We start from the raw sequence: 20,981 nt of genomic DNA, 5'->3' as shown, positions 1-20,981 counted from the left end.
CTCGGGTCCTACGACCGGTACGGGTTGTACGCGGGATTCGGCACCGCCGGGTACCCGTACGCCCCGTACACCGGCCAGGGCGGCGCCGCCACCGGCACCGGGGGCGCCGTCATCCGTGCCGCGTGGTCCAGCGCCGGGCGGGCCACCTCCCGGCGCCGCCACAGCTCGTACAGCAACTCGCGTTCCCTGACGACGAAGTCGGCACCGGCGCGGCCACGGCGCCCCCGGTGCCGCAAGAAGGCCAGGGAGGTCGCGTACGCCTCGTACTGGGCGACCTCGCGTGCGGCGGGCTTGCCGAGGTGGCGGGCGGCGTGTTCGCGGGCCAGCCGGCGTGCCCGCATCGAACCGAGGGCATAGGGCTCGGCGGGGGTGAGCCAGCCCGCGACGGCGTAGGCGGGCAGTTCCTCTCGCACGGTGCGCAGTTCGCGCTGGCGGGTCCAGATCACCAGCCAGGTCAGCAGGCCGAACGCGGGGACCATGAAGGCCGCGTACACCGCGAAGAAGCCGTACTCGCCGAAGTCCGAGGAGCCGTTCCAGATCGCGTGCATGCTCATCGCGAGCAGCAGGCCGAAGAGCGGGACGAGGACCCGCCGCAGGTGCTGGCGCTCCGCGGAGAGCGCGGCGATGCCGAAGCCGATGCCGGTGAGCACGGTGAACAGCGGGTGCGCGAACGGGGACATGATGATGCGCACGAAGAACGTCGCCGCGGTGACGGAGGCGATGCCGCGGTCGCCGTTGAGCTGGTCGGTGCCGAAGGCGGTGCCCAGGTAGAGGATGTTCTCGGTGAACGCGAAGCCGGTGGCGGTGACCCCGGCTATCACCACCCCGTCGACGATCCCGGTGAAGTCCCGTCTGCGGAACAGGAAGACGAGCAGCACGGCGGCCGCCTTCGAGGACTCCTCGACTATGGGCGCTATGACGGTCGCGCCGAGGGTGTCCGCGCTGGACGGGTCGGCGGTCGCCGTCGCTATCCACTTCGTGGCGAAGCTGTTGGCGACGATCGCTATCAGCGCCGCCGCACAGGCCCCCCAGGCGAAGGCGAACAGCAGGTTGCGCCAGGGGCCGGGGGCGACGCGGTCCAGCCAGCGGAACGCGGCTATGAGAAGCGGCACGGGCAGCACGGCCAGCCCGAGCCCCACCAGGAACCCTTCGGTGCCGGTCTGTTCGCGCACCAGGGCGAGGATGACGAGCCCGGAGAGCGCGAGCAGGGTGATGAGCGCGCCGTAGCGGACCGCTCTGCGCTGCCACCAGTGAGCGTGCCCGAGCGCACCGCCGGCCGGGCCGCCGGGGTGTGGCGGATGCGTCGGGTACGGGGGAAAGGTGGCCACGGCATTGACCCTAACGAGGGAGGGCGCCGCCCGCGACGGTACTTCGGATTGCCCGCAGGGCCGTGGGGCGTCAGGCGCCGGTGGGGGGCTGGTTGTGGTGCTGTACGCGACGGAAGAGCAGGTCGTTCACGACATGTCCCTTGTCCAGTCCCTGGCCCTCGAAACGGGTCAGCGGCCGGAAGTCGGGACGGGGCGCAAAACCGCCCTCTGGCTGCGTGTTCTCGAACTCCGGATGCGCCGTCAGCACTTCGAGCATCTGTTCGGCGTACGGCTCCCAGTCGGTCGCGCAGTGCACGATCCCGCCGGGTCTGATCCGGGCCGCGGCGAGGTCGAGGAACTCCGGCTGGATCAGCCGCCGCTTGTGATGCCGCTTCTTCGGCCACGGGTCGGGGAAGTAGACGCGCAGGCCGTCCAGCGAATCCGGGGTGAGCATCTCGCGCAGCAGGATGATCGCGTCCCCGTTGGCCACGCGGACGTTGGACAGCCCGTCGTGGTCGGCGAGGTTGAGCAGGTTCCCCTGCCCCGGGGTGTGCACGTCCACGGCGAGGATGTTCGTCTCCGGGTCCGCGGCGGCCATCTGCGCGGTGGCCTCACCCATCCCGAACCCGATCTCCAGCACGACGGGATTGCCGTTCCCGAACAGCTCGCCGAGATCGAGGGTCCGCTGCCCGTCGATGTCCAGCCCCCACTTGGGCCACAGCCGCTGCAGCGCATCGGCCTGCCCGGCGGTCACCCGGCTCCGCCGCGGCTGGAAGCTCCGGATCCGCCGCTCGAAGTGCGACCCGGCAGGATCGGCCTTCGGCCCGTCCGGGAACCGTGGCTCCCCCTTGACCCGGGTATGCCGGACCGACACTCCGGGGATGTGCGGCACATGATCGCCGGGGCGGGGGGCTTCGGGGGTGTTGAGGGAGTCAGACACAGTGGGGTCGATTTTACGGGCACGGTGAGGCACCCAGCCCGGGGCGCCGGCTTCTCGGCGCCGGCCGGCAATCCCGGCCCGTCCGGCGTTTGAGGACGAGGCCCCTTCAGGGCCGAAGCGGGGGTCTGGGGGCGGCAGCCCCCAGGTACGGGACGGGTAGGGGGGGCGGGGGCGAGCTGCATCCGGCAGCGGATCCGCCGCGAGCCCGACCCCGCCGCCGGGCTACCTCACACCGAGCCCAGCATGGCCAGCGCCCGCCCAGCCACCTCCCGCCCGATCGGCAGTGAAGCGGTCGCCGCAGGCGAGGGCGCGTTCAGCACATGCACGGCCCGAGCCCCCTCCTTGATCAGGAAGTCGTCCACCAGCCCCCCGTCCCGCAGCACCGCCTGCGCCCGCACCCCCGCCGCAGCCGGCACCAGATCATCCGCGGTCACCGCCGGCAAGAGCCGCCGCACGGCCGTGGTGAACGCCGCCTTGGACGCCGACCGCGCCAGCTCACCGGCCCCGTACCGCCAGTGCCGCCGGGCCATCCGCCACGCCCCCGGCCAGGCCAGCGTCCGCGCCACCTCCCGCGGCCGTACGGCCCCCCAGTCGTACCCCTCCCGCGCCAGCGCCGGCACCGCGTTCGGCCCGATGTGCACGCCGCCGTCGATCCCGCGTGTGAGGTGCACGCCGAGGAACGGGAACGCCGGGTCCGGCACCGGATACACCAGCCCGCGCACCAGATCGGGGCGGGCCAGCTCGTAGTACTCGCCCCGGAACGGCACGATCCGCATCTCGGGGTCGTCCCCGGTCAGCCAGGCCACCTCGTCGCAGTACAGCCCGGCGCAGTTCACCAGCACGCGCCCCCGGACGACGTCACCGCTCGTCGTCCGCACGGCCACCCCGAGCTCCGGCCGCCGGTCGATCCGCTCGACCCGTGCCCCGTACCGGATCTCCGCCCCGGATGCCTCGGCCAGCTGCCGGGCGACCCCCACGAAGTCGCATATCCCGGTCGTCCCGACGTGTATGGCCGCGAGCCCGCGCACCTCCGGCTCGTACTCCGCGATCTGGGGGCCGCTCAGCTCCCGTACCGGAATCCCGTTCTCCCGCCCGCGCTGCACCAGGGCGTGCAGCCGCGGCAGCTCGTCCTTCTCGGTCGCGACGATCAGCTTGCCGGTGACGGCATGGGCGATTCCGTACTCCGCGCAGAACTTCACCATCTCGGCGGCGCCCCGCACCGCGTATCGCGCCTTCAGGGAGCCCGGGCGGTAGTAGATCCCGCTGTGGATCACCCCGCTGTTGCGCCCCGTCTGGTGCCGGGCCGGCCCCGGCTCCTTCTCCAGCACGGTCACCCGCGTCCCCGGCGCGACACGCGTGATCGCGTACGCCGTGGACAGCCCGACGATGCCACCCCCCACCACCAGCACATCACAGTCGTAAGCGATCCCCGGCCGCACACGCACCACCTCCCCTACCGATAGTGCACTGCGCCACTGACAATCACTTCAAACGTGGAAGGAAAGAGCTCCTGCCGCGCCTTCCCCGGTTCAGGCCGGGGCCATCAGCAGGGGCCGGGCCCGCTCCCGCAACTCCACCACCCGAGGCTCGTCCCCGTACGGCTCCAGTCGGTGCAGAAGATCCTTCACATACTCCGTGGTCCGCGCGGACGAGATCCGCCCGGCCACCTCCACCGCCCGCACCCCCTGCTCGCACGCCGCATCGAGATTGCCCGACTCCAGCTCGGCCACCGCCGAGACGACCAACCGCAGCCCGTGCGACCGCACGAACTCCTCCGTCGGCTTCGACAGCGCCTGCTCGGTGAACCGCCGCACCTGACGCGGCGCCTTCAGATCGCGGTAGCACTCGGCCGCGTCCGCAGCGAAACGGTCGTACGAGTAGAAACCCAGCCATGACGGGTCATTGTCACCGTCACGGGCCCGCTCCAGCCACCCTTCGGCGGCCCGCAGCGCCCCGCCCGCCGCCTGCGCGTCACCCGCGCGCGCGTGCGCCCGTGCCTCGACGAGCCGGAAGAAGCTCATGGTGCGGGCGGTCGCCAGCCCCCGGTTGCGCTCGAGGGCGGCCTGCGCGAGGTCGACGCCCTCGTCGCCGAAGCCGCGATACGTCGCCTGCAGCGACATGGACGCCAGCACATACCCCCCGAGGGGTACGTCCGCGGCGGCCCGGGCCAGCCGCAGCGCCTGGATGTAGTACCGCTGCGCGGCCTCCTGCTGCCCGGTGTCGAAGGCCATCCAGCCCGCGAGCCGGGTCAGTTCGGCGCTCGCCCCGAACAGCGCGCGCCCGACCTCGTCCGAGTACGCGCCGAGCAGCAGCGGAGCCGCCTCCACCCTTAAGCACTCGGGCACCATCGACGAACGCCAGTCGCCTCCGCCGTACTTGGAGTCCCAGCGCCGGGCGTCCTCGGCGGCCTCCCGCAGCTTCTGCACATCGCTGTGGCCGACTTTGAGCGGTGCGCCCGAGCCGTCGGCGGAGTTCGCCTCGCGCGCCACCGAACTGTCGGCCGGTGTTATCAGCCACCGTGAGGCGGGCGTTGCGTATGCGCTTACTGCGAACGATCCGGCCAGCGACTGCCAGATGCCACCGGAGCCGGCCCGGCGCCCGGCGAGGTCGAGACGGTAGAGCTCCGTCGCCGACCGCACCGCCTGTCCTACGTCCCTGGGGAAGGCGAGGCCCACTTCGGGCGCGGGATCCGCGTCCGCCAGGCCGATCTCGTGGAGCGGCACCGGGCGGCCGAGCTTCTGCCCTATCGCGGCGGCGATGAGGTGCGGCGCGGCACCCTGCGGCACCATGCCCTTCGACACCCAGCGCGCCACCGAGGTCTTGTCGTAGCGAAGAGTCAACCCGCGTTGAGCGCCAAGATCGTTGACACGACGCGCGAGTCCTGCGTTGCTGATTCCCGCGAGGGCGAGAACGGCGCCGAGTTTTTCGTTCGGCCCGCGTTGCTCCCTGGACATGCGCCACCCCTCGACACAGACGGCTGCCGCGCTGGCATAACCACGCGGCATTCGTAAACCCAGCGTAGTTCGCCGCATCCCAAGCGTTAAGGGGCATTGTTCCGGATGGCGGGATTGTGGTCCGCACTGAAGTACGGGTCCGATACGCGCAGTTGCGCCATGCTCCCGCTGTGTGGCCGTGCGCCCGCCCGTGCGCTCTTCTCCGGCCATGCGGGGAGCGCTTCCATGGACGGTGCGTGGGTCGGCCCGCTGTACTGGATCCAGCGGGCTGGGGGACACCGCCGCCTTCATCCCCGCGGGCGGCGGACGGGCCCGGGGGGCGAACTCCGTCTCCCGGGCTGCGCGCGGGTGATGCGATGCTCAGAGCATGTACGGAGCGTGTTCAAGGCTGGCCCGCCATCACCGATTTGGCTGAAAATCGACCCCGCACTTCTTGGGTAATTGCCGCTCCCACCACGGAACTTGAGGGCGCGAAGGGCGTTTTCGGGGAGCATTCCGGGGGCGCATTCGCGTCGCAGACACCTTGCCGGGTACGGGTGTTCGGCGCTGCGGGCAGGTGAGCGACGAAGCGCCGTCCGGGGATCGCAAGCGGCTCCACCACGCCTCCGGCGTGCGCCCTTCATGGCAGCATGGTGAACCAGTTCGTACGGTGCACTGGTTGTCCACAGCCTGTGGAGGCGTCCATGCGGTGGTTGGTGGGGTGGAGCAGCACCGCCGCGGGGGCTTCGGAGATCGGTTCCGCGGGGGCCACCGGGCAGGACGGCGAGACCGTGCACCCGGTGGGCTCCCAACTCCTGTGGGGCGACCCGGACCCGCTCTGGGCGGTCGGCGACTGGCGGCCCGACGAGGTGCGGGTGGTCAAGGCCGACGCGCAGACCCGGATCGCGGTCCTGGGCACGTGCGGGGCCTCCGACGAGGCACTGCGGGTCGGTCTCTTCGCCGCCCGCGGAGGCGCGCTGCGCCACCTCACGGCCTGGCCGGGCAGCTACACGGCGATCGTCCAGGTCGGCCGCCGGGTCACCGTCTGCGGCGACCTGGCGGGCGCCCGACCCGTCTTCTACACCCCGTGGGCGGGCGGTACGGCCTATGCGACGGCCGCACTCCCCCTCGCCGACCTCATCGAGGCCAACCTCGACTTCGGCCACCTCGCCGCGCTTCTCGCCGCCCCCGACGTGCCGGCTGCGCTGCACGACTCCACGCCCTACGACGGCGTACGGCGGATTCCGCCGGGGCATGCGCTGATCCTGCGCGCGGGGGCGCGGGAGATCGCCGGCTACGAGCCGGTCGCCTCGCTCGCGGTGGCGGCGCCCTCGGCGGACCCGGACAGCGCGGTCGACGCGGTGCGCGACGCGCTGGTGGAGGCGGTACGCACGCGCCTGGCGGCGCCGAGACACGTCCCTGGAGTCGACATGGACCCGGGTCCCGTCCCCGGCATGGGCCCGGCGGAGCGCCGCGCCGCGCGCGGGATGCCGGTGGCGGGCATCGGCGCAGACCTCTCCGGCGGCCCGGCGTCCGGGACGCTCGCCCTGCTGGCGGCCGGCCTGCCGGGCATGCCGGGCACGGTCCTGGGCCACGGCACGGGCGCGGGCGAACGCCTGCTCGCGGTCACCTTCAACGACCTGGCGGTCGGCGGCCGCGAGGCGGAACTGGAGCGGGCGGGATCGCTGGCCGCCAACCCCCGCCTGCACCACGTGGTGGTGACCGGGGGCGAAGAGGCGCTCCCGTACGCCGAACTGGACGGCCCCCTGACGGACGAACCGGGGCAGTCCCTGGTGACGGCGGCCCGCCACCGCACCCGCCTGGCCTCCGGCAGCGCGGACCACTTCACGGGCTACGGCGCCCGCCAGGTCCTGGACGCGCACCCGGCCCGCCTGGCCGACCTCCTGATGGACCGCAAGCGCCGTCACCTGGTCCGCCCCGTCGCGGCGCTCGCGAAGGCGGACGGCTCGGTGATGGTCCCCGCGCGCGTGTACGGCGCGGCCCGGAAGCTGGCGAGGACCCCGTACCGGGCGGGCCTGGACCTCCTCGCCGAACGCCTCCTGCAACGCCGTTTCGACGAGCCGGGTGGCGCGGTCGGAGCGTCCCTCGCCGCCCTCACCTGGGCGAGACCGGGCCCGGCGGCACGCTGGCTGACCGGTGAGGCCCTGGCTGAAGTATCGGTTCGCCTGCAGGCGTCGACGAGCCGCGCGAACGTGGGCGCGGCCCAACGTCCGGGCGACTACCGCGCACGCGCAGCGCTGGCCCGGCACGCGGCGGACCTGCGCATCCTGGAACAGGCAGCCGAGATCCGCTCCCAGCGCCTGCACGCGCCGTTCCTCGACAACCAGGTGGTCCGCGCCTGCCGCGTCCTCCCCGAGGCGCTGCGCGTACAGCCGGGGGCGCGTGCCGCGATCCTCCGTACGGTCCTGGAAGGCGCCGGGGTGAGCGACCTCCCACCAGGCTGGGGCGCCCCTTCCCACGCCTCGGCGGCGGTGGCGGCCCGCACCGGGCTGAGGGTGGCCGCCGACTCCCTGATGGCCCTCTTCGCCACCCCCTTGCTGGCGGAGGCGGGCCTGGTGGAGGCCCGAGTCGTCCGCAAGGCCCTCCGCGCAGCAGCGGCAGGCGAACCCCTCCCCCTGGACGGCCTGGCAGACCTCGTCTCCCTCGAACTCTGGCTGCGCCGCCTGCTCTCCCGCCGAGGAACCTGCTGGACAGGCACCCCGGCCCGCCAACGAGCAGTACCGGCGGGAATCACCCCCCGAAGGGGGGCGCTGGCTTCCGGAGGGGGAGCGGGCGTGGCGTGAGCCCGAACCCCTGCTGCCCCCTCTTTCCAGCCCGTCCGGCGTTTGAGGACGAGGCCGTTCAGGCCGATAGGGGTCCGGGGCGGAGCCCCGAAACGGGGTGCAGGGGCGGAGCCCCGCGAGGGGTGCGGGGGACGCGGTCCCCGCCGGGGTTCGGGCGCGGAGCCCTCACCGTGTTCGGGGGCGGGCTCTGGAAGGGGGCCGAGGCGGAGCCCCGGGAGGGGTGCAGGGGACGCAGTCCCGCCGGGGTTCAGGGGCGGAGCCCCTGGTGGGGTCGAAGGGGCGGCAGCCCCTGGGGATGGGACGGGTAGGGGCGGCGGGGGCGAAAAACATCCCGGCGCTCCCCAGCCGCACCGGCTCCCCGAAACCCCGACCCCCACAAACCACGTGCCCCACCGCCGCCCCCCGGCGACAATGACCTGGTGCGGTACAGAATCCTGGGCGTCACCCAGGCAGAGGACGACCACGGCACCGCCCTACCCATCCCCGGCCAACGCCTCCGCACCCTCCTCACCGCCCTCGCCCTGCGCCCGGGCCGAGTCACCACCCCCGACACCCTCATCGACGAGGTCTGGTCGGACACCCCACCCCAGGACGCCCCCGCCGCACTCCAGGCCCTCATCGCCCGCCTCCGCCGCATCCTGGGCAGACAGACCATCACCTCCGCCCCCGGCGGCTACCGCCTGGAGGCCACCCAGGACGACGTGGACCTGTTCGTCTTCGAGCGACTGGTACGCCAGGGCACGGCGGCCCTCGACCACGGCGACCCGCACACCGCCGCCCACGCACTCGACCAGGCCCTCGCCCTGTACCGCGGCCCCGCCCTCGCCGACCTGCCTGACCCCCTCGCCGCCACCCGCCCCGACGCGCTCCACCGCGAGGCGACAAGGGCCCGCATCGACGCGGACCTGCAACTCGGCCGCGCCCAAGCCGCCGTACCGCACCTGAAGGAACTGACCGCGGCGCACCCGTACGACGAACCGCTGCACGCCCTCCTCATCCGCGCCCTGCGCGACACGGGCCGCACGGCCGACGCCCTCGCCGCCTACGAGACCGCCCGCCGAGCCCTCGCCGAAGGCCTGGGCACCGACCCGGGCCCCCAACTACGCGCCCTGCACAGGGAACTGCTCACCCCGGCCACGACACCAGGTCCCACGCCCCCGCCCGTCCCACCCGAACCCCCCACCCGCACCGGCAACATCCGTCCCCGCCTTACCTCTTTCGTGGGCCGGGAACCAGAACTCGACGCCATCCGTTCCGAATTGCACAGGGCAAGGCTCGTCACCCTCACGGGTCCGGGCGGCTCCGGAAAGACCCGCCTCGCCGAGGAGGCCGCCGCCGGGCTCCCCCAGGCCTGGCTGGTCGAACTGGCACCGCTGGACCGCCCGGAGGCGGTGCCCGGCGCGGTGGTCAGCGCGCTCGGTCTGCGCGAGACCGTGCTGATGACCACCGAGCTGACGGCCCCGCAGGACGACCCCCTCGCCCTGCTCGTCGAGTACTGCGCCCCGCGCAGCGAACTCCTGATCCTTGACAACTGCGAACATGTCATAGAAGCAGCGGCAGCCCTCGCCGAGACGCTGCTCACCCACTGCCCCGGGCTCACGATCCTCGCCACCAGCCGTGAACCCCTGGGCGTCCCCGGCGAGTCCGTGCGCCCGGTCGAACCCCTCGTCCTCGACCAGGCGCACCGCCTCTTCGAGGAGCGCGCCTCCGCCGTCCGTCCCGACGCGGCCGCCGTGCTCCGCGACCGCGAGGCGGTGGAGGAGATCTGCCGCCGCCTGGACGGCCTGCCGCTCGCCATCGAACTGGCCGCGGCCCGGCTGCGGCTGCTCACGCCCCGCCAGATCGCCGACCGCCTCGACGACCGCTTCCGCCTCCTCACCTCCGGAAGCCGTACGGTCCTGCCCCGCCAGCAGACCCTGCGCGCGGTCGTCGACTGGTCCTGGGAACTGCTGGACGAGCGCGAGCGCACGGTGCTGCGCGAGGTCTCCGTGTTCGCCGGCGGTTGGGACCTCGCGGCGGCGGAGGCCGTGTGCACCGGCCCCGCGACCGATCTCGTCGGGGCGCTCGTCGACAAGTCCCTGATCGTGGCCACCCCTGCGGAGACCCCGTACGAGGGGACGGGCTCCGCCGGCATGCGCTACCGCCTGCTGGAGACCATCCACGAGTACGCCGCGGAGCGCGCCGCCGAGGTCCCCGAACTGCTCGCCGCGGCCGAGCGCCGGCACAGCGCGTGGGTGCGCGCGCTCGTGGAGGAGGCCGATCCCCTCCTGCGTTCCGCCGGCCAACTCCCGTGGATCTCCCGCCTGGAGACCGAGCTGGACAACATCCGTGCCGCCCTCCGCCGTGCCCTCACCGCGGGCGCCGAGCCGGAGGCCGCCGCCCTCGCCCTGTCCATGGGCTGGTTCTGGTGGCTGCGCAACTACCGCCACGAGGCCGAGTCCTGGCTGAACCAGATCCTCCGTCTGGGCGTCGCCCTGGACCACACCACCACCGCCTCTCCGGCCTCCGCCCCGGCCCCGCAAGCCCCCATGAGCCCTACAGATCCCGCAAACCCCATAGACCCCATAGGACTCATAGATCCAATAGATCCAATAGATCCAATAGACCCAATAGACCCAATAGATCCCATAGACGCCTACCTCTCCGCCCACGACGCCGAGACACACCACCCCCACCACACCCTCCGGATGAACGTCCGGATGCTGCACCTCTTCATGCAGTCGGACACCCAGCCGATGGACGCGCTGCTGGACGACCGGCTGCGTCAATACGTCGGCCGGCTGCGGGAGTTCTTCGAGCGGGGCGGTCCGCAGGCGGCCCGTATGCCGGGGCTCGTCTGGCCCTTCACCACCTTCATCCTGGACAACCCGCAGGACGTCCGTGCCGCCCTGGACGTCTGCGTCGCCAACTGCCGTGCCCACGGCGACGACTGGGCGGTCGGTGTCGCCCTGATGTTCCGTACGCACATGGCCGTCGACTCACCGGGCGGCATGGAGGGCGTGGACGAGGACCTCGCGGAGCTCAGGGCGCTGAGCCGGCGCGTCGGGGACCGCTGGATGCGGGCCCAGGTGTGCAGCGCCGCCGGCGAGGCGGCGATGGCCCGGAGCCGCCTGGAGGAGGCCCGGGGCGAGTACGAGGAGGCGCTGCGGCTCGCCTACGAGGTGGGCGCGTACGCCGAGACACCGTTCCTGCTGGCCCGGCTCGCCGAGATCGCCTACCGGGACGGCGACCGTGCGGCCGCGGCCGGCGGGCTGGACGAGGCGACGGCCGCCGCCGACCGCTACGGCGTACCGGATTCGAGGGCGTTCGTGCTGCTGATGCGCGCCCAGCTCGCGCTGGACGAGAAGGACACCGCCGGTGCCCGCACGCTGCACGAGGCGGCTCGCGCGGAGATCGGGCGGGGGACACCTCCGCCCCAGTTCACGGTGATGCTGAACGCGATCGAAGCCCTGGTGACGGTCGCCGAATCGGGCCCGGCGCAGGGACTGCCGAAGCTGGCCGACACCGTCCGCGAGGCGGTGGAGCGGCGCTGCGCCGACGTGGTCACGGCGACTCTCGTGGACAACGCGGCCGTCCTGCTGTCCGATCTGGGAGACCATTCGCGCGCGGTCGGCCTGTTCGCCGCCGCGGAGCGGCTGCGGCGCGGCCAACCGCGCCCCATGCCGGAGCGCGCCGAGGCCGAGCGGGCCGAGGCCGCCGCCCGCGCCGCGCTGTGCGCCGAGGAGTACGAGGCGCAGCGCGCCCGGGGCGCCGCCCTCACCGCCGACGACGTCCTCGCGGAACTCGGCGAGGCCCTGCACAAGCACCCTGCCGAGCAGTTCCCGTAGCCGAACCGCAGCCCGAACCGCAGCCGTACGGCGCTACGAGCAGGTGAACTTCGACTCGGCCCAGTCCGCGAGCGTCAGGGCGTCGAAGCTGCTCTGCGGCTGGACGACCAGCCGTACGGTCCGGTGCCCGGCGAGGTTCACATGGACCGGGACGGCCGGGTAGCCGGCCTGGACCAGCCCGGACTGCCACAGCCGGACGCCGTCGGCGTAGACGGAGAAGTAGACCTTGCCGAGCCCGAGGGTCATGTCGTCGACGCCGACCAGGGCGTCGTAGGCGGAGCAGGTGCGGTTGAGGTCGACGGTGACGGAGGACTCGCCGTGCACGGTCACGCCCTGCGGGTACTGCTTGCCGGCGACCGTCATGCCGTACCGCTGCCAGACCCAGCTGCTCTGGCCGATCCGCATCTCGGGCTTGGTGCCGTCGCCGGTGAGGTCGTACGACAGTCCGCTCCACTGGTAGACGGCCGGGACCGGCGGCGGGGTCGGGGTGGGTGTGGGCGTCGGCGTGGGCTTCGGTGTCGGTTTCGGCTTGGGGGTGGGGGCCGGGGCCGGGGTCGGGGTGGCCTTGTGCCGGGGAGTCGGGGCCGGAGCCTGCGCGGGAGCCGCCGCGCGCACGATCGCCGGCGGCTTCGGCTCGGGCTTCTTCTTCGGTGGCGCAGGCTCGGGCGACCCGGGCCGGACGACCGGCGCGGAGGCGGGTGGCTTCGCATCCGGCTTCCTGGCCGGGGCGTCGCTCCCGGACATCGCGAGGGCCACTGCCACACCCGCGGCGGCGAGGACACCGGCGGCGATGCCGATCTTCGCGGGCGCACCCAGCCCCTCGGAGGCCGCCGCACCACCGGCGCCCGCCCCGCTGGACGAGCCGCCGCTCGCCGCGGCGGCCGCACCCGCGGCGCCCGCCGCACCGGCTCCGGCGCCGCCCGCGACGAGCGCGGCCACCTTGGCGTACCCGGCGGCACCGAACCAGCCGATGACCGCGACCGGTACGACGCCCGGGATACCGCCGGCGACTTCCTTGATCTGGCCCGCGGCCAGCCGGCACTTGGCGCACTCCTCCAGGTGCTTGCGCAGCCCCCGCTCGGCGCGCGTACGCAGTCCGCCGCGGGCGTAGGCGCCGAGCCGGTCGGCGTAGCGGGCGCAGTCCTCGTCGCCGGCGAGGCTGGCGCTGACGTGGGCCTGGAGGTAGGCCTGCTTGAGGCCCTCGCGGGCGCGGCTGGCGAGAACCCGCGTGCCGTTGGCGTCAAGACCGAAGAGCGTGGCGACCTCGCTCGGCGACTCGTCCTCGACCTCGGTGTGCCACAGCACGGCCTGCCAGCGCTCGGGCAGCGACCGGAAGGCCTGCATGGCCATGGACTGCTCGGCCTCGTGCATCGCGCGCACGTCGGCGCCGAGATCCAAGGTGTCGTCGTCGGAGACCTCCGAGGAGCGCGCGGCCTGCGCCGCGAACACCGCGAAGTCGTCGACCAGTTGCTCCCGCTTCGCGGACTTCGTCCAGTTCGCGGCCACGCGCCGGACGGTGGTGAGCAGATACGCGCGTACGGCGTGCTCGGGGCCGTGGCCGCCGCGCACCGCCTGGAGCATGCGGGCGAAGACCTCGGCGGTGAGGTCGTCAGCGGTGTGGGCGTCGCGGCAGCAGGTGCGGGCGTAGCGGCGCACCGCGTCCGCGTGGCGCCGGTACAGCTCCTCGTACGCGGTGTCGTCGCCCGAGCGCATCCGCCCGATCAGATCGGCGTCGGCGGGCGGCTGATCCCTGGGCGGCGGCAGGACGCCGTCCTCCCGTCGGTCGCGCTGCGCCGGGACACTGCCCTCGACGGGCTCGACCGGCTCGCCGCCCTGCGGCGGGATGACGGTCTCCGGGCGGCCGCCGCCGCGCGGGACACCCGCCCGTCCGCCCGGCCCGCCCTGACTCGGCACCTGCGGCGAACCACCGGCCTCCGCGTCACCGTCACCCAGTGGCTCGTCCCGCCCGTCAACGCTCATCGCGGAAAGCCCCCGACGCCTGCCCAACCAGTCCCGAACACCGGGTCAGAGTGCCATATTGGCTTTTGTTCAGGACCCATCAGAGCGGGCCATCCACCCGTCCGTGGGGACTTGTCGTGCCGTAGTACTAACCGTCACTCATTCGGGGAAGGCTCAATTGACGCCCGACAGGCGGCAGTTGAGCGGCAGTTGAGTGGCTTGCCGGAAATGTCCCGTTCATTCCCGGCTCACGCCGGGCGCGCGGGCCGCGCAGTGCCCACGCCCCCCATCACCCCTTCGAGTGACGGACCGTTCGAGTTACGGGCCACCGGAGACGCTGACACGGCCCCGTCCCGCCGACCCCTCAGGCCGGCCGCGACCGCAGCCCCTCCAGCAGGATGTCGAGCAGCCGTGCCGAAGCGGCCGCCTGCTGTGCCGCGTCCGGCAGCGAGGGTGCCGCCGTCGCGATGACCAGCAGTACGTCCGAGACCGACACGTCGGCCCGCAGCTCACCCGCCGCGCGCGCCCGCTCCACGAGCCGGCCCACGACCTCGAGCAGCGCCGCCGCACCGGTGTCGTCCTCCGCCGGGACCCTCGGGGCCTCCTCGGGCACGAGCCGCAGCTCCCCGGAACCCGGCTGGGTCCGCTGCTGCGGCACCCGGGCCTCGTCGAAGACCGTGCCGTCGGACCCCTCGTCGGCGACCGAGACCCGCAGCACCTGCGGCGGCAGCAGCCGCCCGGCGCCCGAGGCGACAGAGGTCCGCAGGAAGCGCGAGAGCGCCGACCACGGCTCGTCCTCCTGGCCGAGCGCCGCCCGGGCCTGGTCGGTCAGCCGGGAGGTCTCCTCCTCGGCTATCCGCCGCACCAGGACGTCCTTGCTCGGGAACCGCCGGTACACGGTCCCCACACCCACCCGCGCCCGCCGCGCCACGTCCTCCATCGGCGCGCCGTACCCCAGCTCGCCGAAGACCTCGCGCGCCGCGCGCAGTACGTGTTCCAGATTGCGCTGTGCGTCCACGCGCAGCGGGGTCGTGCGCGAGGCGTCCCCGCGTCCGTTGCCCGTCGCCGCGCTCACGATGCCGCCCGATGTCAGTGCAGACGCGGACGACCAATGAGAGTCCTGAACATGCATAAGCGTTCCCCCGGTAATGACGTCTCCCCCCGGAGACTCTCCCCGCCATTCATTGGTTGCCAGGGCGCGGGAACAAGCGCGGTTCACCGGCCCGCCCGTCGCGGACCCGGCGAACGATGAGCGCATCCCCCTACACCCCGTCGAGACACGAACATAGTTGAGAGGGAGTCAATTCAGAAGGGGCAGGTTCCGCACGGAGCGCCCCCCGATCGGAGTACGGGTCGCATACGTCCCGATTGCGCCCCCCAAGGTCATCCGGCGCACACCCGCTGACCTGCACTCCTTCCGGGCACTCGGGCAATTCGGCCAACCCTGGGCGTCCCCGGCCCCGCGTCACACAAATTGTCCGGGCTGTGGACAAACTCAAGCGCCGGGTGCGTCATGGGATGGTGAAGGAACGTGCGCGCATTCTCGTTGTCGGCGGCGGCTACGTCGGGATGTACACGGCCCTGCGCCTCCAGCAGAAGCTGAAACGGGAACTCAGGCGGGGCGAGGCCGAGATCACAGTGGTCACTCCAGACCCGTACATGACCTATCAGCCATTCCTTCCCGAGGCGGCGGCCGGCGCCATTTCCCCCCGGCATGTCGTCGTACCGCTGCGACGGGTCCTCGATCAATGCCATGTCGTCGTCGGCGAGGTCCGGTCCATCGACCACGCCAAACGCACGGTCACGCTCACCACCCTCGCCACGGAGGAGGAGGGCGCGGGCCCCGAGCACATGACGTACGACGAACTCGTCCTCGCGCCCGGCTCGATCTCGCGCACGCTGCCCATCCCCGGCCTCGCCGACCACGGCATCGGTTTCAAGTCGGTCGAGGAGGCCATCGGCCTGCGCAACCACGTCATCGAGCAGATGGACATCGCCTCCTCCACCCGCGACCCCGCGATCCGCGACGCGGCCCTCACCTTCGTCTTCGTCGGCGGCGGCTTCGCCGGGGTCGAGGCGCTGGGCGAACTCGAGGACATGGCCCGCTACGCCGCCCGCTGCTACCACAACGTCCGGCCCGAGGACATGAAGTGGATCCTCGTGGAGGCCTCGGACCGCATCCTGCCCGAGGTCGGCGAGGAGATGGGCCGCTACACCGTCACCGAACTGCGCCGCCGCAACATCGACGTACGCCTGCACACCCGCCTGGAGTCCTGCGCGGACCGCGTCGCCGTGCTCAGCGACGGCGCCCGCTTCCCGACCCGTACGGTCGTCTGGACGGCCGGCGTGAAGCCCAGCCCGCTGCTCGCCGCCACCGACCTCCCCCGGACCGAACGCGGCCGGCTGAAATGCACCCCCCAGCTGACGATCGAGGGCGTCACGCACGCGTGGGCGGCAGGGGACGCGGCCGCCGTCCCGGACGTCACCGCCGCCGCACCCGGCACCGAGACCGCACCCAACGCCCAGCACGCGGTCCGCCAGGCCAAGCTCCTCGGCGACAACATCGCGCACTCCCTGCGCGGCGAACCCCTCGAGACGTACTCCCACAGGTACGTCGGCTCGGTCGCCTCCCTGGGCCTTCACAAGGGCGTCGCCCACGTCTACGGGCGCAAGCTGAAGGGCTACCCTGCCTGGTTCATGCACCGCGTCTACCACCTCAGCAGGGTGCCCACCTTCAATCGCAAGGCCCGTGTCCTGGCGGAATGGACCCTTTCGGGCCTCTTCAAGCGGGAGATCGTCTCCCTGGGTTCGCTCGAACATCCCCGAGCGGAGTTCGAACTCGCGGCCGGTGGAAAGCCTCCTACCGACCCGATGAACGACCCGAAGGGGTCGTCCTGACCGGACCCAGGAACTCCACCGACCGGGTGGGCGTCTCACGGATGTCGCCCCGGTAGGCCACACTGCCAGACTGATCCCCGCCCAGGGCGAGCAGATGCCCGCCCTTCGAACCCAAGAGGCTCTCTCCACCGTGCTGCATCCCGGGGGCGTCACCCCCCAGCCCTCCGGACGGGTCCGGAGCCGGCCGAAGACGCCGAAGACGACGACACGAGGCAAGGATTCGTGAACTTCACGCGCTGGAGCGCCCGGCTCCCCGGAACGCAGCGCCGCGCCGCAGCGCGGACCGATCACACGGCCGCCCCCGACCGGCAGGCCGAGCCCCCGAACGCCGTGCCCGCGGCCCGCGCCGAACAACTCACCGACGAGCACGCGCCCGTACCGGCCGTCGACGAACTCCCCGTCCGCGAGGTCCTCGACCGGGTCCCCGCCCTGGTCGCCCTCGTCCACGGCCCCGACCACCGCGTCGCCTACATCAACGACGCCTATGTGACGGCCTTCGGTGTACGACCGCTCGGCGAGCCCACCCGCGAATCCCTCCCCGAACTCGACGAACTGGGCCTGCTCCCGCTCCTCGACCAGGTCCTGCGCAGCCGCAAGCCCCGCACCCTCAAGTCCCGCAAGGCCCCCGACGGCCGCTCCTACACCTTCACCTGCACCCCGGTGACGGAAGGCGAGAACGCGGGCGTACTGGTCTTCGCCACCGACGTCACCGACCACGCAGAGGCCGCAGAACGCCTCCGCGCCAGCGAACGCCGCCAGCGCGAAACAGCCGTCACCCTCCAGCGCTCCCTGCTGCCCCAGGAACTCGAAGAACCCGACGACCTGCGCATCGCCGCCACCTACCAGCCCGGCGGCACCGAGGCGGCGGTCGGCGGCGACTGGTACGACGTCATCACCCTGGGCGGCGGCCGCACGGCCCTGGTCATCGGCGATGTGATGGGCCGGGGCGTACGAGCCGCGGCCGTGATGGGCCAACTCCGTACCGCGGTCCGCGCGTACGCCCGCCTCGACCTCCCCCCGCACGAGGTCCTCCAGCTCCTCGACGGCCTCGCCACGGAGATCGACGCTAACCAGATCGCGACCTGCGTCTACGCCATCCACGACCCGAACGAGGGCCGGCTGGTGTACGCCTCCGCCGGCCACCTCCCGATCCTCGTCCGCGACGAGAGCGGAGTCGTCCTGCGCGCCGACGAACCGACCGGCCCGCCCCTCGGCACGGGCGGCTGGATGCACGCCTCGGGCTCGATCCCCCTGGGCCCCGGCTCCACGGCCGTCCTCTACACGGACGGCCTGGTGGAACGCAGGGACGAGGACCTCGACGAGGGCATCGCCGCCCTGGAGCGAGCCCTGGCCGGCGCCACAGGCACCCCCCAGGTCGTCTGCGACCGCCTGGTCCGCTCGGCGGGCGTGACGGCGGACCACGACGACGACGTCGCCGTCCTGGTCCTCCAGCACCCGGCCCGCACGGGCCCGGACAGCGACCTCTTCCGCAACGCGGCCCTCGAACTCCTCGGCGGCATCGAAGCCGCCCCACGCGCGCGTGCCTTCGCCTCCGGCGTCCTGACGAGCTGGCGCTTCCCCACCGACCTCCACGACCTCGGCGTCCTCGCGGCCAGCGAACTGGTCGCCAACTCCCTCCAGCACGGCACACCACCGATGCGTCTGCGCCTGCGCCGCACCGACCGCCGCCTGATCATCGAGGTCACCGACGGCGACGACCACCTCCCGCGCCGCCGCCGCGCGGAACCCGGCGACGAGTCGGGCCGGGGCATCGCCATCGTCGCGACGATCGCCTCGAACTGGGGCTCAAGGCGCACACCGGGCGGAGGCAAGGCGGTCTGGTGCGAGTTCGTCCTCCCCAAGGGCTCGACCTGACCCGGCTCAGGCCTCCGCGACCACCGGCTCCGCGGCAGCCCCACCCCGGGCGACCACCCGGCTCTTCCCGAGCCACGGCTGGTCCTGTACGGCGGTGAGCTGCCGCCCCAGCCGCAGCGCGAGGAAGGTGATCCCCAGCGAGAACAGCAGGAACGTCACGATGTACGGCGCGGGCAGCGAGGCCCCCAGCGGCCCGCCCACGGCCGGCCCGACGGCCAGCGCGAGCTGCTTCACCAGGGCGAAGGCGGAGTTGTACTGCCCCGCCATCCCCGTCGGCGCGAGATCGGCGACCAGCGGAGCGACGGTCGGCGACAGCATCGCCTCACCCAGCCCGAACAAGGCGTACGTCGACACGAACGCGGCCGTCGCCATCTCCTGGCTGCCGTGCCCAAGCCCGGCGTACCCCGCCAGGACCCACGCCAGGGCCCAGATCAGCCCGACAGCGGCGATCACCCGGGACCGGCGCCGGCGCTCGACGAACCTCAGCACGGCGAACTGCGCGACGACGATCATCAGGGTGTTGGCGGCCAGCGCCGTCCCCAGCGCGGACGTCGAGATGCCCGCGGCCTCGACCCCGTACGCGCTCAGCCCCGACTCGAACTGCCCGTAGCAGGCGAAGAACAGCACAAAGCCCAGCACGGACAGCTGCACCATGGCCCGGTTGCCGAGCAGCTGCTTCCAGCTGCCCTTCGCCGCCTGCGCGGGCGCGTCCTCGATGCGCGGGGAGTGCGGCATCCGCACGGTGGCCATCACGACCGCGAGCAGCAGGAACACCGCAGCCTCGATCGAGAACAGCAGCGTGAAGGAGTCGACGCGCGTAGAGTCAACGAGATGGCCGCCGATGAGCCCGCCGACGCCCAGCCCCAGGTTCTGCAGGAAGAACTGCATGGCGAAGGCGCGCGAACGCGTGTCCGCAGTGGAGCACTCCACGATCATCGTCGCGAGCGCCGGCTGCATCACGGCCTGTCCGGCCCCGAGCGCGGCCGCCGACAACAGCACGGCGGTGCTGTTGCCCGCCAGCCCCAGGCTCAGCGCCCCCACGGCGGCAGTGACCAGAGCGGCGAGCAGGACCGGCCGGGGACCGCGCCGGACGATGGCCCGCCCGGCGAACGGCAGCACGAGCAGCGCGGCCACGGCAAAGACAGCGAGCACGAGCCCCGCCGTCATGGCCCCCAGCCCCCGCACCTGCGCCACATAGACGTACAGGTAGGGGACGGTGAAGCCGAGCCCGAACGCGCTGAGTGCGTTGCCCACGTGGATCCGGCGCATCGCTGCGCCCATCGCCCTGGTCACGTTCACCTCTCTCAGTAGTTAGGAGTGAAGACTTAGAACCTAAAGTTCGAAGCTAAACAGTACACCTAGAAGAACTTCAACGCCAAGCACGCCCGTGCCATACTTCGCCCATGGGCGACACCCCCGGCACCCTCGGCGAGCCGACACTCGAAGAGCAGATCGCCGCCTACCAGCGCGAGTTCCGGGACCTCGACCCCCAGGTCGAAAAGATCGTCTCGGCCCTCTCCCGCCTGAACCGCCGTATGAACGTCGCCTACGGCCGCCAGACCTCCGCCCTCGGCATCAGCAGCGCCGAGTGGGAGGTCCTCAAGGCCCTCGTCCTCTCCGGTGCCCCCTACCGACTGGGCCCGAGCGATCTCGCCAAGCGCCTGGGGCTGACGCCGGCCGCGATGACCCACCGGATCGACCGCATGGTGGCCGAGGGTCTGGTGACCCGGGAGCGTGACGAGTCCAACCGCGTCCGGGTGATCGTGGAGCTGACCGCGGAGGGCCGCGAGAAGTGGCTCGAGGCGATGCGTCTCGCGACGGTCTTCGAGGAGGACCTCCTCCAGGACCTGTCCCCCGACGAGCGCAGTACGCTGGGAGAGGTCCTCACCCGCCTCCTGCGCAGGGTGGAACACGCCCAGCCGGACGCGGGCGGACGCCTCACCGACCTGGACTGAGGCCGCCGTAAAAGATCTTGACAGAGGGTGCTTGACAACCCCCTCCCGGATCCGTAAAGTTCTTCGGGTTGCCACAGAGCCGTAACGGTTCTGCGACAGCACCTCCGCCGCACGAGCGGCACCCTCAAACCATCAGAACGATCTCCCAATGGGATTGATTTCGGCGTGCCCGAATTCAATTCGATTCGGACCGGCAGCTCGATTAGGAACTGCCGAAGGGATCCGCTAAGGTTTGAGACGTCGGAACGGCCCAACGGCCGGGAGGACAGCCCCCTCTGACTGGGAGTCAGGCCCGAAAGGATCTGATAGAGTCGGAACCGCCGGAAAGGGAAACGCGAAAGCGGGAACCTGGAAAGCGCCGAGGAAATCGGACCGGGAAACGGTCTGGTAGAGTCGGAAACGCAAGACCGAAGGGAAACTGCCCGGAGGAAAGCCCGAGAGGGTGAGTACAAAGGAAGCGTCCGTTCCTTGAGAACTCAACAG

General features: G+C 72.3%; 12 protein-coding genes. 5 read left to right on the top strand and 7 right to left on the bottom strand.

From position 1 onward, the window contains the following. Positions 1 to 8 precede the first annotated feature (8 nt). From ABT254_RS31270 to ABT254_RS31255, 4 genes are all read right to left on the bottom strand, one after another. Positions 9 to 1,328 carry a PrsW family intramembrane metalloprotease gene (locus ABT254_RS31270; RefSeq protein ID WP_351477328.1) on the bottom strand — a complete coding sequence of 440 codons (1,320 nt, stop codon included), beginning with the start codon at positions 1,326 to 1,328 and terminating at the stop codon, positions 9 to 11. Positions 1,329 to 1,398: 70 nt separating this feature from the next. Continuing rightward, entirely contained in the window at positions 1,399 to 2,247 is an 849-nt protein-coding gene (gene trmB, locus ABT254_RS31265) for a tRNA (guanosine(46)-N7)-methyltransferase TrmB (RefSeq protein WP_351477326.1), read from the bottom strand. Between the two features lie 227 nt (positions 2,248 to 2,474). Then, positions 2,475 to 3,695, bottom strand: coding sequence for an L-2-hydroxyglutarate dehydrogenase (gene lhgD / locus ABT254_RS31260; RefSeq protein WP_351477323.1), 1,221 nt, complete (start codon positions 3,693 to 3,695; stop codon positions 2,475 to 2,477). Positions 3,696 to 3,776: 81 nt separating this feature from the next. Then, positions 3,777 to 5,201, bottom strand: coding sequence for an NsdA family TPR-like regulatory protein (locus ABT254_RS31255; protein WP_351477320.1), 1,425 nt, complete (start codon positions 5,199 to 5,201; stop codon positions 3,777 to 3,779). Positions 5,202 to 5,884: 683 nt separating this feature from the next. Between ABT254_RS31255 and ABT254_RS31250 the strand changes: the two genes are divergently transcribed. Beyond that, positions 5,885 to 7,984, top strand: coding sequence for an asparagine synthase-related protein (locus ABT254_RS31250; protein ID WP_351477317.1), 2,100 nt, complete (start codon positions 5,885 to 5,887; stop codon positions 7,982 to 7,984). Positions 7,985 to 8,403: 419 nt separating this feature from the next. Then, positions 8,404 to 11,811: an AfsR/SARP family transcriptional regulator gene (locus ABT254_RS31245; RefSeq protein WP_351477315.1), complete on the top strand. Its 3,408-nt coding sequence runs from the start codon at positions 8,404 to 8,406 to the stop codon at positions 11,809 to 11,811. Between the two features lie 33 nt (positions 11,812 to 11,844). Here ABT254_RS31245 and ABT254_RS31240 read toward each other — a convergent pair whose 3' ends face one another. Together ABT254_RS31240 and ABT254_RS31235 are read right to left on the bottom strand one after the other, a co-directional pair. Beyond that, positions 11,845 to 13,791, bottom strand: coding sequence for a sigma-70 family RNA polymerase sigma factor (locus ABT254_RS31240; RefSeq protein WP_351477314.1), 1,947 nt, complete (start codon positions 13,789 to 13,791; stop codon positions 11,845 to 11,847). A gap of 343 nt (positions 13,792 to 14,134) precedes the next feature. Continuing rightward, a complete protein-coding gene (locus ABT254_RS31235; protein ID WP_351477311.1) occupies positions 14,135 to 14,902 on the bottom strand; it encodes a TetR/AcrR family transcriptional regulator in 768 nt (255 codons plus the stop codon). A 386-nt stretch (positions 14,903 to 15,288) separates the two neighbouring features. Between ABT254_RS31235 and ABT254_RS31230 the strand changes: the two genes are divergently transcribed. Together ABT254_RS31230 and ABT254_RS31225 are read left to right on the top strand one after the other, a co-directional pair. Continuing rightward, positions 15,289 to 16,668, top strand: coding sequence for an NAD(P)/FAD-dependent oxidoreductase (locus tag ABT254_RS31230; protein ID WP_351477308.1), 1,380 nt, complete (start codon positions 15,289 to 15,291; stop codon positions 16,666 to 16,668). Between the two features lie 222 nt (positions 16,669 to 16,890). Next, positions 16,891 to 18,543: an ATP-binding SpoIIE family protein phosphatase gene (locus ABT254_RS31225; protein ID WP_351477305.1), complete on the top strand. Its 1,653-nt coding sequence runs from the start codon at positions 16,891 to 16,893 to the stop codon at positions 18,541 to 18,543. A 6-nt stretch (positions 18,544 to 18,549) separates the two neighbouring features. Here the strand turns inward: ABT254_RS31225 and ABT254_RS31220 are convergent, their stop codons facing one another. Then, the gene (locus ABT254_RS31220; protein WP_351477738.1) at positions 18,550 to 19,836 is read right to left on the bottom strand and encodes an MFS transporter; all 1,287 of its coding nucleotides are present in this window, start codon (positions 19,834 to 19,836) and stop codon (positions 18,550 to 18,552) included. Between the two features lie 110 nt (positions 19,837 to 19,946). Between ABT254_RS31220 and ABT254_RS31215 the strand changes: the two genes are divergently transcribed. Next, positions 19,947 to 20,498 (top strand): MarR family winged helix-turn-helix transcriptional regulator, encoded by a 552-nt coding sequence (locus ABT254_RS31215; RefSeq protein WP_351477303.1) that lies wholly within the window; start codon positions 19,947 to 19,949, stop codon positions 20,496 to 20,498. Positions 20,499 to 20,981: the final 483 nt, after the last annotated feature.

The sequence above is a fragment of the Streptomyces sp. NPDC001137 genome (genome assembly GCF_040298885.1).
Lineage (GTDB): Bacteria > Actinomycetota > Actinomycetes > Streptomycetales > Streptomycetaceae > Streptomyces.
The sequence above is the reverse complement of the archived record's forward strand: the minus strand, read 5'-3'. Positions and strand labels throughout refer to the sequence as shown.